This is a genomic window from Kitasatospora sp. NPDC089509 (assembly GCF_044749365.1).
In the GTDB taxonomy this organism is placed as follows: Bacteria; Actinomycetota; Actinomycetes; order Streptomycetales; family Streptomycetaceae; genus Kitasatospora.
In genome coordinates, this window is record NZ_JBIVHS010000018.1 from 18,225 (window position 1) to 33,135 (window position 14,911).

General features: G+C 73.8%; 14 protein-coding genes. 7 read left to right on the top strand and 7 right to left on the bottom strand.

Going from position 1 to position 14,911, the window contains the following annotated elements; all coding sequences use genetic code 11:
• Positions 1 to 17 precede the first annotated feature (17 nt).
• Positions 18 to 1,655: a DNA repair helicase XPB gene (locus tag ACIP4P_RS30265; protein WP_350516845.1), complete on the bottom strand. Its 1,638-nt coding sequence runs from the start codon at positions 1,653 to 1,655 to the stop codon at positions 18 to 20.
• Between the two features lie 157 nt (positions 1,656 to 1,812).
• Between ACIP4P_RS30265 and ACIP4P_RS30270 the strand changes: the two genes are divergently transcribed.
• Positions 1,813 to 2,064, top strand: a complete 252-nt coding sequence (locus ACIP4P_RS30270) for a hypothetical protein (protein WP_350516846.1) — start codon at positions 1,813 to 1,815, stop codon at positions 2,062 to 2,064.
• Positions 2,065 to 2,082: 18 nt separating this feature from the next.
• Here ACIP4P_RS30270 and ACIP4P_RS30275 read toward each other — a convergent pair whose 3' ends face one another.
• Positions 2,083 to 4,584, bottom strand: a complete 2,502-nt coding sequence (locus tag ACIP4P_RS30275) for a helicase-associated domain-containing protein (RefSeq protein ID WP_400923873.1) — start codon at positions 4,582 to 4,584, stop codon at positions 2,083 to 2,085.
• A 10-nt stretch (positions 4,585 to 4,594) separates the two neighbouring features.
• Positions 4,595 to 5,095: a hypothetical protein gene (locus ACIP4P_RS30280; protein ID WP_400923875.1), complete on the bottom strand. Its 501-nt coding sequence runs from the start codon at positions 5,093 to 5,095 to the stop codon at positions 4,595 to 4,597.
• Between ACIP4P_RS30280 and ACIP4P_RS30285 the strand changes: the two genes are divergently transcribed.
• Positions 5,076 to 5,666, top strand: coding sequence for a hypothetical protein (locus tag ACIP4P_RS30285; RefSeq protein WP_400923877.1), 591 nt, complete (start codon positions 5,076 to 5,078; stop codon positions 5,664 to 5,666). The two genes, ACIP4P_RS30280 and ACIP4P_RS30285, sit on opposite strands and share 20 nt — an antisense overlap.
• A gap of 18 nt (positions 5,667 to 5,684) precedes the next feature.
• On the opposite strand, the gene ACIP4P_RS30290 is transcribed toward ACIP4P_RS30285, so the two are convergent.
• The gene (locus ACIP4P_RS30290) at positions 5,685 to 6,557 is read right to left on the bottom strand and encodes an alpha/beta fold hydrolase (protein ID WP_400923879.1); all 873 of its coding nucleotides are present in this window, start codon (positions 6,555 to 6,557) and stop codon (positions 5,685 to 5,687) included.
• Positions 6,558 to 6,626: 69 nt separating this feature from the next.
• Between ACIP4P_RS30290 and ACIP4P_RS30295 the strand changes: the two genes are divergently transcribed.
• Both ACIP4P_RS30295 and ACIP4P_RS30300 read left to right on the top strand, forming a co-directional pair.
• The gene (locus tag ACIP4P_RS30295; protein WP_400923881.1) at positions 6,627 to 7,280 is read left to right on the top strand and encodes a TetR/AcrR family transcriptional regulator; all 654 of its coding nucleotides are present in this window, start codon (positions 6,627 to 6,629) and stop codon (positions 7,278 to 7,280) included.
• A gap of 131 nt (positions 7,281 to 7,411) precedes the next feature.
• Positions 7,412 to 8,473 carry a fatty acid desaturase family protein gene (locus ACIP4P_RS30300; RefSeq protein WP_400923883.1) on the top strand — a complete coding sequence of 354 codons (1,062 nt, stop codon included), beginning with the start codon at positions 7,412 to 7,414 and terminating at the stop codon, positions 8,471 to 8,473.
• A 68-nt stretch (positions 8,474 to 8,541) separates the two neighbouring features.
• Here ACIP4P_RS30300 and ACIP4P_RS30305 read toward each other — a convergent pair whose 3' ends face one another.
• Positions 8,542 to 9,903 (bottom strand): hypothetical protein, encoded by a 1,362-nt coding sequence (locus ACIP4P_RS30305; RefSeq protein WP_400923885.1) that lies wholly within the window; start codon positions 9,901 to 9,903, stop codon positions 8,542 to 8,544.
• A 275-nt stretch (positions 9,904 to 10,178) separates the two neighbouring features.
• Positions 10,179 to 10,886 (bottom strand): carbon-nitrogen hydrolase family protein, encoded by a 708-nt coding sequence (locus tag ACIP4P_RS30310; RefSeq protein WP_400923887.1) that lies wholly within the window; start codon positions 10,884 to 10,886, stop codon positions 10,179 to 10,181.
• Between the two features lie 191 nt (positions 10,887 to 11,077).
• On the opposite strand from ACIP4P_RS30310, the gene ACIP4P_RS30315 reads away from it, so the two are divergent.
• Positions 11,078 to 12,229 carry a serine hydrolase domain-containing protein gene (locus tag ACIP4P_RS30315; protein ID WP_400923889.1) on the top strand — a complete coding sequence of 384 codons (1,152 nt, stop codon included), beginning with the start codon at positions 11,078 to 11,080 and terminating at the stop codon, positions 12,227 to 12,229.
• A gap of 103 nt (positions 12,230 to 12,332) precedes the next feature.
• Here ACIP4P_RS30315 and ACIP4P_RS30320 read toward each other — a convergent pair whose 3' ends face one another.
• Complete coding sequence (locus tag ACIP4P_RS30320) at positions 12,333 to 12,701, bottom strand: nuclear transport factor 2 family protein (protein ID WP_400923891.1); 369 nt, start codon at positions 12,699 to 12,701, stop codon at positions 12,333 to 12,335.
• A gap of 70 nt (positions 12,702 to 12,771) precedes the next feature.
• Here ACIP4P_RS30320 and ACIP4P_RS30325 point away from each other — a divergent pair, with 70 nt between their 5' ends.
• Both ACIP4P_RS30325 and ACIP4P_RS30330 read left to right on the top strand, forming a co-directional pair.
• The gene (locus ACIP4P_RS30325; protein ID WP_400923893.1) at positions 12,772 to 13,647 is read left to right on the top strand and encodes a LysR family transcriptional regulator; all 876 of its coding nucleotides are present in this window, start codon (positions 12,772 to 12,774) and stop codon (positions 13,645 to 13,647) included.
• 164 nt (positions 13,648 to 13,811) lie between these two features.
• Positions 13,812 to 14,786, top strand: coding sequence for an RICIN domain-containing protein (locus tag ACIP4P_RS30330; protein ID WP_400923895.1), 975 nt, complete (start codon positions 13,812 to 13,814; stop codon positions 14,784 to 14,786).
• Positions 14,787 to 14,911: the final 125 nt, after the last annotated feature.

Here is a 14,911-nt window from a genome sequence, read left to right on the forward strand (position 1 = left end):
CTGTCTAGGGCACGTCTCTAGAGCACGTCGTCCGCGTCGATGATCCGGTACGCGTAGCCCTGCTCGGCCAGGAAGCGCTGCCGGTGGGCGGCGAAGTCCTGGTCCACGGTGTCCCGGGCGACCACCGAGTAGAAGTGCGCCGAGTGCCCGTCCGCCTTGGGGCGCAGGACACGGCCGAGGCGCTGGGCCTCCTCCTGGCGGGAGCCGAAGGTCCCGGAGACCTGGATGGCGACCGTCGCCTCGGGCAGGTCGATCGAGAAGTTGGCGACCTTGGAGACCACCAGGACGCCGATCTCCTTGTTCCGGAAGGCGTCGAAGAGCTTCTCGCGCTGGGCGTTGCTGGTCTCGCCCTTGATCACGGGCGCGTCCAGGGCCTCGCCGAGCTCGTCCAGCTGGTCGATGTACTGGCCGATGATCAGCGTCTGGTCCTTCTCGTGCTTCTTGACCAGCGCCTCCACCACCCGCCGCTTGGTCGCGGTGGTCGCGCAGAAGCGGTAGCGCTCCTCCGGCTCGGCGGTCGCGTAGGCGAGCCGCTCGGAGTCGGTCAGGGTGACCCGCACCTCGCAGCAGTCGGCGGGCGCGATGTAGCCCTGGGCCTCGATCTCCTTCCAGGGCGCGTCGAAGCGCTTCGGGCCGATCAGGCTGAACACGTCGCCCTCGCGGCCGTCCTCGCGCACCAGGGTGGCGGTCAGGCCGAGCCGGCGGCGGGCCTGGAGGTCGGCGGTGAACTTGAACACCGGCGCGGGCAGCAGGTGCACCTCGTCGTAGACGACCAGGCCCCAGTTGCGGGCGTCGAACAGCTCCAGGTGGGCGTAGACGCCCTTCCGCTTGGTGGTCATCACCTGGTACGTGGCGATGGTGACCGGGCGGATCTCCTTCCTGGTGCCGCTGTACTCGCCGATCTCGTCCTCGGTCAGCGAGGTGCGCTTGACCAGCTCGTGCTTCCACTGGCGGGCCGAGACGGTGTTGGTGACCAGGATCAGCGTGGTCGACTTGGCCTCCGCCATCGCGGCCGCGCCGACCAGCGTCTTGCCGGCGCCGCAGGGCAGCACCACGACGCCGGAGCCGCCGTGCCAGAAGCCCTCGACGGCCTGCGCCTGGTACGGGCGCAGCTGCCAGCCGTCCTGCTCCAGCTCGATCGGGTGCGCCTCGCCGTCCACGTACCCGGCGAAGTCCTCGGCGGGCCAGCCGAGTTTGAGCAGCACCTGCTTGATCTGGCCGCGCTCGGAGGGGTGCACCACCACGGTGTCCGGGTCGACCCGGGCGCCGACCAGCGGGACGATCTTCTTGGAGCGCAGCACCTCCTCCAGCACCGGGCGGTCGGTGGTGGTCAGCACCAGCCCGTGGACGGGGTGCTTGCTGAGCTGGAGCCGGCCGTAGCGGCCCATGGTGTCCGCCACGTCCACCAGCAGCGCGTGCGGCACCGGGTAGCGCGAGTACGTCACCAGGGCGTCGACCACCTGCTCGGCGTCGTGCCCGGCCGCCCGCGCGTTCCACAGCCCGAGCGGCGTCACCCGGTACGTGTGCACGTGCTCCGGCGCCCGCTCCAGCTCGGCGAACGGCGCGATGGCGCGGCGGCAGTCGGCGGCCTTGGGGTGATCGATCTCCAGGAGAAGAGTTTTGTCGCTCTGGACGATGAGCGGTCCGTCGTTCACGCGGGGGAGCCCTCCACTGGCTGACAGGCTGACTGGCTGCGGGACCGGATCCCGGGGGACCGGGCCCGACGCAGACCCTCCAGTGTCGCTCATCCCGGGCGGTACGTGGGAGGCCGCTTCGAGTGACCACGGTCCGGGCTCGCTCGTTGGGCCGGGCATGAAGAACTCGAAGCGCGTTCTGACCGCCCTCGCCCTGATGGGCACGGCCTTCGCGGCCACCGCCTCCTCGGCCGGCTCCGCCCACGCCCTCGCCGGGATCGGCGAGGGGCCCGGGGGGCTGCTGGCGGCCCCCGGATTCCTGATCGCCGACCAGGTCGGCGGCGGCTCGCTGCCGGTCGGGCAGGGGCAGATCGGCAGCCTGGCGGACCAGGCCGTCAAGCAGAAGATGAAGGAGTCGACGGGGCACTGACGCCCCGTCGGGCGCCTGCTACTCGTCCAGCTCCGCGACGCCGGTGATGCGGTGCAGGGCGAAGGTGCGGAGCTCGTCGGCGTGGTGGTCGAAGGCGGTGACGTAGCCGCCTTCGACCTTGACCGGGTCGATGATGCGCTGGCTGGCGATGCCCTCGGCGTTGAGGTAGCCGATCCACATGCGTTCGCCCAGCAGGACGGCGGTCTGGAGGGCGGCGAGGGTCTCCGCGGCGGCGGTGCGGGGGAGTTGGCGCGGGTCGGGGGTCGGCTCGCGGCGGGTGGCGGTGGCGGCGCGGTCGCCGGCCCGGATGGCCTTGATCGCGGCGGCGAGCAGGATGTCGTCGGGGGCGGGCGGGCCGTCGGGGACGGGGGTGGGGGCGGTGCGCGGCGGGGTGCGGTGGCTGTCCGGGCGGGTGATCAGCACGTCTCCCTCGGCGGACTCGGCGGCCGGGGCGTAGCCCATCGTGCGCAGGGCGGCGAGCAGGACGTCCGGAGCGGCCTGGGCGGCGAGGACGGTGGGGGCGAGCAGCCGGAGCCGCAGGTCGGCGGTGCGGCGGTCGGCGAGCACCTCGTTCAGCAGCGACGGGTCGTCGCAGCGCAGGTAGGAGGAGGCCGCGCCGACCCGCAGGATGCCGTGCCGGCGGGCGACGTCGTCGATCAGGTAGGCGAGCGGCTGGGGGACGGGCGTGCGGCTGTGCTGGGCCAGGAAGGTCTGCAGGTCGGCGGCGGTGCGGCCGGCGTCCAGGGCACGGCGCACCGAGGTCGGGGTGAAGCGGTAGACGGTGGCGCCGCCTTTGGACTCGATGTCGGCGCAGAGCGCGAGCGCGTGGGCGAGCGGGGTGAGCAGCGGGCCGGGGGCGATCGCGGTGAGGTCCGGCTGGAGGATCACGTGGTCCAGCGGCTGCGGCAGCAGCGGGGCGAGCACCTCGGCCGGGTCGGACTCGGCGGTGAGCAGGGCGCGGGCGGGCGCGGCCAGGGCGCCGCGGCCGGTGACGCCGAGCAGTTCGGCCTCGGTGAGCGTCCAGGCGGTGAGGTCGTCGCGCAGCTCGTGGCCGTCCGGGTTGGTGGGGCCGCCGCGCAGCGGGCGCTGCCAGCGCAGGGTGGGCAGCAGTTCCTCGGCGGTGGCCGGGGTGCCGGGCGGGAGTTCGGCGAGCAGCGCGAGGGCGGCACGGCGGACGGACGGGGCGAGGGTGCGGTCGAGTTCGGGGCCGAGGGCGGCGCGCGGCTTGCCCTTGCCGTCCGGGGTGCCGGTGAGGGCGGGGACGCGGGTGGCGGCCAGCCAGGCGCCGGCCAGGACGGACCAGCGCTCGGCGGTGTCCAGCTGCAGCCAGCTGTCGTACCCGGGGGTCGGCGCCCAGCACTCGTCGGCCTCCCCGTCGGGGGCCAACAGGCCTGCGGTGTAGGCGAGTTCGAGCCAGAAGGCGGCCTGCTGCTCGGTGCTCTCCAGGGTCTGGGCGGCGCGCTTGAGATCCCGTACGCCGAGGCCGCCGGCCCGCAGGGTGGGCGGCGGGGTGAGGCCCCAGGCCTCCAGCAGCTCCTCGACGGTCCGGACGGCGGTGTGCGCCTGGCCGGCCGCGGCGCTGTCCACGACCTGGGGGTCGCGCGGGGCGGCGGCGGGCGCGGGCTCGGGCTGGACCGGTTCGACGGTGCGGTGGGTGCGGCCGCCGCGCAGGTGCAGGGCCAGCTCACGGGGCAGCACCACGCTGCCCGGACTGGTCGGCAGCAGCAGGCCGCGGGCCAGCAGCCATTCGACCGGGCTCTGGGCGTCCTCGGCGGTGACCGGGCGGGTGGCGTCCGGGACGGTGCCGGTGGGAGGGCCCCAGACCAGCCGGTCCAGCAGTCGCAGGGCGGCCTCGGGGGCGGTGTCGAGCAGCGCGGCGCAGCGGGTGCGGTCGGTGAGCAGCGCGGTCAGGGCGGCGACGGCGGTGACCGGGTCCGGGGTGGCGGGCTCTCCGGCCGAGGCCAGCAGCTGCTGGAGCCGGGCCGGGGACATCCCGGTGGTGGCGTCGGCGAGGGTCGGGCCGAGGCCGGTGCGGCCGGGGTTGACGGCACTCGGGGCGAGCGCCTCGCGGACGGCGAGCACCAGCCGCAGGCCGTTGTCGGGGCCCCAGAGCAGGGCCCGGTCGCGCAGGGCGGCGATCGCGCGGGGGAGGGCGGCGGCGACCGCGGACCGGTCGGCCGGGGTGAGCGGGGTGGCGCCGGGGTGCGGCTTGACCTTGACCGGGCCGGTCAGCAGGGTGCGGACGGTGGTCAGGCCGGTGCCGTCCGGGGCGGTCGCCAGCGCCTCGGCGACCTGGAGGGTGAAGCGGTCGAGCCGCTCCAGGGAGCGCAGTGCGGAGGCGCGCGAGGACAGCCGGGCGGACAGCTGGGTGAGGTCTCCGGGGACGGGGTTCAGCAGGTCGGGACGGGACCGGAGCAGGGCGGCCAGCGCGTCGTCGGGACGGGCGCGCAGCTCCTCGGCGAGGGTGCGCGGGCCGGCGGGCGTCCTGCTCTGGCGTCGGGGGCCCTGCTGTGTGGTCATTCGACCTAGGTTAGTCGGGAGCACGGACGGTGGGGGCGCTCGTTGCACGGGCGGTGCGCAGGTAGGGCGGTGCACGGACGGTGGGCGGGCGGCGTCCGGTGATCGGTGGTGGCGGGACTCGCGCGGGCGGGGCACGGTGGGTAGCGTCACCGCCGAGGGCGGCGGTCGGGTACGGGCGAGGCGGGGTGTCGGTGATGACGGACGGCGAGTGGTGGCGCAAGAGCGGGCCGTGGAGCGAGCGGGCGGGGGCGCCGGAACCGGCCGTTCCGTCGGCTCCGGCGGCGCCTCCGGCGGCTCCGTCGGTGCCGCCGGCCCCGGCGGTGGAGGACAGCGTGTACGGGCCCTCGGCGGGTTCGGCCGCGGTGTCCGGCCCGTCGACGGGCGGCATCCCGAACGTGTCGCTGGACCTGCCGGGGGTCGCCGGGCCCGGGGAGGGGTCGGAGGTGATCCCCTCGCCGATGGTGCAGAGTTCGAGCCCGTGGACGATGACGATGCTCGACTTCTCGGACACCCCGCAGGCCGCGCCGAAGGTGATCCCCGAGCAGCGTGCGGCGGAGGAGGAAGCGGCGCAGCAACCGCCGGTGGACCAGGCGGCGGTGGGGTCGAAGCGGCGGCAGCGGAAGGCCAAGGCCGCGCCCGCCGGCGGGGCGGGCGCGAACAAGGGCGCGAACAAGGGGGCGGGCAAGGGTGCGGGTGGCGCGGGCAAGGGCGCCCGGAGGCCGTCCCCGCTGATCCTGCTGTCCTGCGGTCTGTTGGTCGGCGGCTCGATCTCCGGCTTCTTCCCGGCCATGCTGGCGGGTTGGGGGCTCGGCTACCTGTCGCGTCAACTCTCGGATCTCACCCGTAAGTTCGTGATCCTCGGGATCCCGCTGGTCACGATGAGCGTGACCGCCCTGCTCGCGATGCAGCACGCCAAGGAGGCCGGTGCGGCCGGTGGCGGCGGGGCCGGGGTGCACGGCGGCTCCCCGCTGGGCCAGTTCAGCTGGTCGATGGCGCCGGGCGTGCTGCGGACCGCGGCGGTGCTGACGGCGGTGGCCCTGCTGCTGCTGAGCATGCGCCGCCGGCCGCCGCAGCAGGGCTGAGCCGCGGCGATACGTCGGTCAACGGGCCTGCTGCGCCGCCATGCCGAGGATCCCGTCGAGGACGGCCGCCGGGGCGTCGGTGGTCAGTGAGTGCCCGGCGGCGGGGACGATCTCGGTCCGGGCGTCCGGGGCGAGCCGCTGGACCCGCTCGGCGACGGCCCGGGCATCGTGCAGGGCGCTGCGTTCGCCGAGCAGGAAGAGCGTGGGGGCGCTCAGCCGGGCCAGATCGGCGTCGTCCAGGGTGGTGGCCAGGGGCAGTCGGCGGCGGAAACCGGTCGAGGCCCGCATCAGGGTCATCAGCTCGGTCTCCAGGAGGGCGCTGTTGCCGAGCGCCTCGGCCAGCCGGGGGCGGAGCGGCCGTGGGGCCAGGGCGGCGAGGCCGCCGAGGATGATCCAGGTGTAGAAGCGCCGGCCGACGTCGGCGAGGCCGGCCGGGTCGACCAGGGTGAGGCTGGTGGTCCGGCCGGGGTGGCGGAGTTGGTGGTGGAGGGCGATCCAGCCGCCGTAGGAGCAGCCGACCACGTGGGCGGCCGGGACGTCGAGGGCGCGGAGGAGTTCCTCCAGCCAGTCGGCGGCGTCGTGGCCGTCCTTGATCGGGGCGGTCTGCACGCTGGCGCCGGGTTCGCCGACGGTGTCCACGGCGATGACGGGGTGGTGTTCGGCGAGCCGCTCGATGTACGCGTGCCACATCAGGGCGTTGCCGCCGGAGCCGGGGAGGAGGACGACCGGCTGCCCGTGGGCGGGGCCGGTGCGCTGGACGCGGGTGGTGCCGAAGCCGGTCGGGATGTCGAGCGGGCTGCGCTGTCCGGGCCAGAGCTGGGTCAGCGCGCGCTCGTAGGCGGTGCGGAAGCGGGCTTCGGCCTTGCCGTTGGTGAACTCGCTGATTCGCATGGTACATGTGTATCACAGGCATGATACGTGTGTACCAGGAGTGGGAGGGCGAACCATGGAGGCCACGTCATGACGGAGAGTTCGGCGGGCAGGCCCCAGCCGGCGGACAGGCCCGAGCCGGTGGGCAAGCCCGACCACGAGGAGCGCCGGCGGCAGATCGCCGAGGCCCTGCTGCGGATCGCCGACACCGAGGGCCTGCAGTCGGCCAGCATGCGGGCGGTCGCCACCGAGGCGGGCGTCTCGCTGCGGCTCGTCCAGTACTACTTCACGACCAAGCAGGGCCTGCTGCTGGACGCCCTGGCCCGGCTCGGCACCCAGCTCCAGGCCCGGATGCAGCGCTGGATCGGCGAGGCGCGCGGCCCCCGGGAGGTGGTCACCGCGATCCTGTCCTGCATCCTGCCGACGGACGCCGAGAGCCGCCGGATCACCCGGACCTACGCGGCGTACTACGCCCTGGTGCTCAGCGATCCCGAGGTGCTGGAGCGGCAGGCCGCCCAACCGCCGGTCGTCCTGGAGGGCTTCCTGGTCAAGCAGTTGCGCGCGGCCCAGCAGGCGGGCGGGATCGCGCCGGGGCGGGACGTGGAGATGGCCGCCGCCGGGCTGCTGGCGATGGTCAACGGGCTCGGCTCCAGCGTCCTCGGCGGCCAGCGCACCGGGGAGCAGGCGCAGGCGGTCCTCGACCACCACCTGGACGAGCTGTTCCGCCAGCCGTCCGATCGGTGACGGTCGCGGGCGGTCGGTGACGGCCCGCACCGGCCGGGGCTGGCACCCCTTCCGGTGCGGGGGTTAACACCCGTACGGGAGGGGTGCTTTCCCCGTTCTGGCGGCCCGCCCGGGCGCAGCAGACTCGGGGCATGCCCACACAGCCCGTGACAGCGATCCCCGCGGCCCCGCCGGCCGCCGCCCGGCAACCCGGGCCCGGCGGCAGCGACTTCGCCCAGCTGAGCCGCCGGATGGCCGCTGAGGGCCTGCTCGACCGGCGCCCCGGCTACTACGCCGTCCGCGTGGGCCTGGTGCTCGCCGCGTTCCTCGGCGGCTGGTACGCGCTGTTCGCGCTGGGCGACACCTGGTGGCAACTCGCCCTGGCCGCCGGGATGTCCGTGGTCTTCGCCCAGGTCGCCCTGCTCTCGCACGACCTGGCGCACCGCCAGGTGTTCGGTCGCCGCCTGCCGAGCGAGATCGGCGGCCGGATCGCCGCCAACCTGCTGATGGGCATGAGCTACGGCTGGTGGATGAACAAGCACACCCGCCACCACGCCAACCCCAACCACGAGACCCGGGACCCGGACGTCTCGCCCGACCTCGTGGTGTGGTCCCAGCGGCAGGCCCGGGAGGCCGGCGGCCTCGCCCGGTTCATCGGGCGCCGGCAGGCGTACCTGTTCTTCCCGCTGCTCCTGCTGGAGGGCCCCAACCTCAGCTTCAACAGCTTCCGCGCGCTGCGCGGCCCGGCGGTGAAGCGGCCGGTGCTGGAGGGCGTGCTGCTGGTGGTCCACTTCGCGGCCTACTTCGGCCTGGTCCTCGCCGCGCTGCCGGTCGGCAAGGCGGTCGCCTTCCTCGCCGTGCACCAGGCGCTGCTCGGCGTCTACCTGGGCTGCGTCTTCGCCCCGAACCACAAGGGCATGCTGATGGTGACCCCGGAACTGCGGCTCGACTTCCTGCGCCGCCAGGTGCTCACCTCGCGCAACGTGCGCGGCGGTGCGGTGCTCGACGCGGTGATGGGAGGCCTCAACTACCAGGTGGAGCACCACCTCTTCCCCAGCATGCCGACCCCCGCGCTGGGGCGGGCCGCCCGGATCACCCGGGAGTTCTGCGCGGAGAAGGGCATCCCGTACTACGAGACGGGCCTGCTCCGCTCGTACCGCGAGATCCTGACCCACCTGCACCGGACGGGTGAGCCGATCCGCTCCGGCGACTGAGCACTGTTCGAGGGTCCGGCCGGGAGCGGGGCGTCGTCCCGGTCGACGCCCCGCTCCCGGCCCGGGAGTTACAGGTACACCGGGTGCGGGACGGCGGAGAGGGCGGCGTTGTGGCGTTCCTCGTGGCTGGTGCGGGCGAAGGCGGAGGCGATCCGGCCGTTGACGGCGCCGAGGGCGATGTCGTGGCGCGGGGCGGGCCCGTCGGTGGCACCCGTGGTGGGCAGGTGGGGGCTGCTGAGGTACTCCTGGACGAGCCAGCCCTCGGCGACGGCCTGGCCGACGGCGGTCTCCCAGGTGGTGTCCGTGGTCTCCTTGCCGATGACGACGCCGTTCCCGCGGGTGTCCAGGGGGCGCTTGAGGACGTGGCCGGTGCGGTCCAGGGTGATCCGGCGCAGGGTGGCCGGGTCGCAGTGGGCGATGTTGCGCGACCACGGGATGGTGGGGTGGACGCGCCGGTGGTCGGCCGGGTCGAAGAGGTGGGTGAAGCGGGGGTCGGAGAGGACCGCGAGGCAGAGCTTGTTGTCGCCGATCAGTCGTCCGCGCAGGCCGTTCTGGACGAAGAGGGTGCCCTCCCGGACGGCGCGGAGGAAGGGCTCGGCCTCGTCGCCCATCCGCAGCAGGGCCTGGATGCCGACCTTGGCGTAGGCGTGCCGCACCGGTTCCCCGTGCAGGGTGACGCCGCCGTGCGGGTCGGTGCGCAGCTCGCGGGGGTCGGCGTGCAGGACGCGGACGCCGAGGGCGGTCAGGGCGGCGTCGTAGACCGGGACGTCGCGGCGGTAGCTGTCGCGCGGCTGGAACAGGACGACGGTCTCCGGCCGGGTGCCGGTGTGCTGTTCGGCGAGCTCGGTGAGCCAGCGGCCGGCCCAGACCGGGTCGTCGGCGGGCAGCGGCGGGGGCAGGGCGATGCCGTGCCCGGTGAGCAGGGGCCGCCAGGCGGCGCGGGCCTGGCCGGCGTTGGGCAGGCCGCCGGGGCAGTTGGCGTTGGTCTCCAACACCCGCAGGGTGCCGTCGGGTTGGGGCAGCAGGTCGAGTCGCAGCAGGTGCACCCGGGTGTCCCGGGCCGTGGTCACGTGCGGGAGCAGCGCCCTGGGGACGGTCAGGACGGCGCGCAGCTCCGCGTCGTGCTCCCAGGCGGCGGTGATGGTCTCGATCATGCGGTGGTAGGAGGCGACGAGCTCGTCCAGTTCCCGGCGGCGGTGGGCGTGCAGGAGGAGCGGGAGGCCGAGGGTCCGCGGCTGGCCGAGGGTGACCTCGGCGACCAGGGAGTGGGCCAGTTCGCCGCCCTGCGGGGTCGCGGCGACCGCCGCGACCTGCCCGGCGAAGTCCTGGTCCAACCCGGACCAGGTGTAGCCGGCGGTCGGTGTCGAGGCTTCGCTGCCGGTCGGGTCGTCGCTCACGCCGTCGTTCGCGGTTGTGTCGATCGAGGTCATTCCCACCCCATCAGGTGAAACGGCCGGTACGGAGGCCTGCGTGGCGCGGGTCCGTGGGGGGATCATCGCGCGGCACCGGGCCCGGGACTAGGGGAAGCGGGGGTTCCGGAACCGGGTCGCGGCCGGTGGGGTGACTCGTCCCAGGTCAGGGGGGTCGACGCGGCCGGGGGGTGGCGGCGCGGGCGCGAACACCCATCGGTGCCTCACACGGGTGAGCGGCGCTCGCGGTCCGATGACCTGACCGGGTCTGGCCGGCCCGGTCAGGTCAGGTCAGGTCAGGGGACGTCGGCGACCGCGACGGTGGTGCTGCGGTCGTCGGCCTCGGTGAGGAGGGTGCCGTCGGGGGCCCAGAGGGCGGCGCCGCCGCAGCCGGTCCAGGGGCCGGCCGGGCCGACGTGGTTGGCCAGGACGACGTACAGGCCGGTGGACCTGGCGATGCCCGGGTAGACGGTGGCGCGCTCGTGGACGCCGTTGCCGGTGCCGTAGAGGGAGCTGGCGAGGTGGACGTCGCAGCCGTCGGCGGCGCCGCGGGCGGTGAGGTCGGGGAAGTGGTTGTCGAAGCAGGTGGCGAGGGCGAAGCGGAGACCGCCGAGGGTGAACCGGCCGTCCCGGGCGCCGGGGGTGAAGACGCCCTGCTCGTTCTCGTAGAGGTGCTGCTTGAGGTAGCGGGTGAGCAGTTCGCCGTCGGGCCCGTAGACGTAGCTGCCGATGGCGGGGAGCGGGCCGTCGGTGGGGACGGCGCAGTTGAGGACGGTGGCGATGCCGGTGGCCCGGAGGGCGTCGAGGCGGGGGTCGTCGGGGGTGACCCGGAGCCGGGGGTCGGTGGCCAGGGCGTCGAGCTCGTAGCCGGTGAGGGCCAGTTCGGGGTGGACGATCAGCTCGGCGCCCTGGGCGCGGGCCCGTTCGGCGAGGCCGACGAGCTGCCGGACGTTGGCGGGGATGTCGGCGGGGACGCAGGACAGCTGGGCAGCGGCGATCTTCATGGACTCAGGGTCGCCGATACGCCGTCAGGACGAGGGCGGCGGGGGGCGGTCGTCCTCGGAGGGGACGGCGGGCGGTGGGGGCGCGTGGTGTGCTGGCGCGAGTTGGTCATCCGTGTACGTTCCGCTTGAGGAGACACCCAGTGAACTCGCTTGTCCGGTACCGGTTTCGACGCGTAGCTCTGGCCACGACCGTGGCGCTCTCCGTTGGTCTGCTCGCCTCGCCCGCGATCGCTGCGCCCGCGATCGCTGCGCCCGCGATCGCTGCGCCCGCGATCGCCGCACCCGTGCCCGCGCCCGCGCCCGAGCTCGGGGCGGCGAAGGCGGATGCGCTGCAGCAGCGGCTGAACGCGCTGGTGAAGGGGGACGGCGTGCCGGGGGCGTTGGCGGCCGTGCAGGGGAGGGACGGCCGGACGCACGACTACACGGCGGGTGTGGGGGATACGGCGACGGGCGTGAAGGTGCCGGTCGACGGGCAGTTCCGGATCGGCAGCAACACGAAGAGCTTCGTGGCGGTCGTGGTGCTGCAGTTGGTGGCGGAGGGGAAGGTGGACCTGGACGCCTCGGTGGACACGTACCTGCCGGGCGTCGTGCACGGCGACGGGATCGACGGGCGGAGGATCACCGTGCGGCAGGTGCTCCAGCACACCAGCGGGCTGCCGAACTACACGGAGTTCCTGGACACCTCCGGGCCGGACCAGTACCTCGAACCGCGTCAGCTGCTGGACGTCGCGCTGGCGCACAAGCCGGACTTCGCGCCGGGGGCGGGGTGGAAGTACAGCAACACCGGTTACGTGGTGGCGGGGTTGATCGTGCAACGGGTGACCGGACGGCCGCTGGGGGAGGAGATCACCAAGCGGGTGATCGACAAGGCGGGTCTGCGGCACACGTACTTCCCGGCGCAAGGGGACACGGGGATCCGGGAGCGGCACCCGCACGGGTACGTGCGGGAGCAGGCGGGCGGACCGCTGCAGGACATCACGGAGATGGACCCGTCCTGGGCGTGGGCGGCGGGGGCGATGGTGTCGACGAACACGGACCTGAACCGGTTCTTCGCGGCGTTGATCGGCGGGCGGTTGCTGCCCCCGGCACAGCTGGCGCAGATGCGGACGACGGTCCCGGCGCCGTACCTGGGGCCGGGGGCGAGGTACGGGCTGGGGCTCGCGAGCCGGCCGCTGTCCTGCGGGGGGTTGTACTGGGGGCACGGCGGGACGTTGCCGGGGTACGTGAGCCGGGGCGGGGTGACGGAGGACGGCCGGGCGGCGAACGTGACGGTGACCGAGCAGCCGGTGGAGGAGGTCAAGCAGCACGTGGCGGACGCGGTGGACGCGGCCCTGTGCAGGTGAGGTGGCGGCGGCCGGGCCACGGCAACGTGGCCCGGCCGCACGGGCATCAGGCGGCCCCCGGCGATCACGGCCCCCGCTGTTCTGCCGGCCCTCTCAGCCCTTCTCAGGCCTTCTTCTCGAAGCCCGCCAGCAGCCCGCGCGGGTCGAAGGTCACCCGGATCCGCGCGATCTTCCCGTTCTCCACGTGCATCCAGTTCGCCGTCGGCGCCGGCGGCGCAACGCTCGTGCACAGCTCGAACCAGGTGATCACGTCATCCCCGTCCGCGACCCGGACCTTGACGTCGATCTTCTCCAGCACCTGCCCGAGCCCCCGCAGCCCGCCCAGCGCCTCGTCGATCCCGGTGGCCGTGCCGAGCGCTCCGACGAAGTCCACGTCCTCGGCCAGCAGGCCCCGGAGGGTGTCGAAGTCGCCCGCCTCCCAGGCGGTGAAGTAGGTCTCGGCCAGCTCGCGCGCACTCTTCGTCGTCGTCATGCCGCCATCCTTTCGCCGGCCCATCCATCCGTCCAACAGATAGATCCGATGCCAGCTATCATCATCGGATATGGAGATGCACCAGCTGCGCTACTTCGCCGCCGTCGTCGACGAGGGCTCCTTCACGGCCGCCGCTGCCCGCCTGCACGTCAGTCAGTCCGGTGTCAGCACTCAAGTGGCCAAGCTGGAAAACGAGTTGGATCAGCAGCTGCTCGACCGGTCCGGTCGGAAGGTACGCCTCACCCCGGTCGGCGAGGCCGTCCTCCCGCTCGCCAGGAACGCCCTGGCCACCCTGGACGCCATCCAGCACACCGCCGCCGAGTTCGCCGACGCCGTCCGCGGCCGGGTCCGGCTGGGCATGATCATGGGCTGCTCGATCCCGCCCTTCCTGGACACCGTCGCGGACCTCGGCCGCACCCACCCCGGCGTCGAACTGAGCCTGCACGAGGGCCACTCCGACCTGCTCCAGTCCCAGGTCCTGGCCGGCTCCCTGGACCTCGCCCTGATCGGCTATGCGGGCGAGGTCTCCCCGGGCCTGGAGGTCACCGTCGTCATCGACGATCCGATCGCCGCAGTCGTCCCGGTCGGGCACCCCCTCGATCGGGCGGAGCTGCAGCTCTCCGACCTGCGCGGCGAGAAGATCCTCTGCCTCTCCCCGGGTACCGGGCTCCGGGCCGCCTACGACCGCTCCTGCGCGCAGCTGGGCCTGGTGCCACGGGTGGACATCGAGGCCAGTTCGCCGGTGGCGGTGCTCCGGCTGGCCGAGCGCGGCGCCGGGGTCGCGGTGCTCAGTGCCTCCGCCGTCGAGGACCCCGGGCTGCGGGCCGTCCCGCTCACCGACGCCGGCACGAACGCCCGGCTCGGGCTGGTCGCCCGCCCCGACCAGCGCTCCCCGGCCGTCCGGCTGCTCCGCAGCAGGCTCAAGGCCGCCCTGCAAACAGACTGATCGTCATACGACTCACTCACTCGCATGAGCGCATTACGCCGAACGGGTGGCGGTCCATGACGGTCCGTATCCGGTGTCGAGTGCGGGCGGCCACGATGTGCGCGAACCGTGTGCCGGCCGTGTAGGCCTACGGTCCCAATCCCTGACCTGGTGAGGACACCTCCATGTCTACCCTCCGCATGCCCCGCCGCCTGGGCGCCTTCGCCGGTGCGACCGCGCTGCTCGCGCTCGCCGCCGGACTGCCCGCGGCCGCCGCCGCGGCCGCCCCCGCGAAGCCGCGGATCGCCTCGGCCCCGGACTACATCGTCAACGTGGCCACCGGCTACGTGCTGGACAGCGGCGGCGACACCAGCGCCACCCGCGTGCCCGCGTACCTCTTCAAGGACGCCACGAACCCCTCCAACAACCTCAAGTTCACCTACGACCCGGACAGCAAGAAGATCCGCAACGTGGCCACCGGCTACGTGCTGGACAGCGGCGGCGACACCAGCGCCACCCGCGTGCCCGCGTACCTCTTCAAGGACGACAACAACAACCCGTCCGACAACCTGAAGTGGACCTACGACCCGGGCACCAAGCAGATCAGGAACGTGGCGACCGGCTACGTGCTGGACAGCGGCGGCGACAGCAGTGCCACCCGCGTGCCCGCGTACCTGTTCAAGGACGCCACGAACCCCTCCGACAACCTCAAGTGGAACTCCACGATCTTCGGTGCCCGGGACACCCGGGGCGTCTGCCTGGACGCGGGCAACACCCGCAACAACGGCGACCAGGTGCGCGACTGGCAGTGCCTGGGCCACACCAACCAGCGGTTCACCGTCGACGACAACCACGTGAAGGTGGACGACACCATCGGCTCCGGCAAGGAGATGTGCCTGGACGCCGGGAACAGCCGCAACAACGGCGACAAGGTCCGCCTCTGGCAGTGCCTGGACCACACCAACCAGCGCTGGGTCGTCCGCGACGGGCAGTTCGTCCTCAAGGACACCATCGGCACCAGCCGGGAGATGTGCCTGGACTCCGGCAGCTACCGCAACAACGGTGACGCCGTGATCATCTACCAGTGCGGCGCCACGAACCCCAACCAGAAGTGGATCGTCCAGCGCGGCTACATCAAGCTCGCCGACACCCTCGCCTGACGGACCCCCGGGGTGGGGGGGGGGGGCGCCCCCGCCCCCCCCCCCGCCGCCCCCGGGGCCCGGGGGGGGGGCCCCCCGCCGGGGGGGGGCCCCCCGCCCCCGCGCCGGGGGGGGCGGGGGGCCGG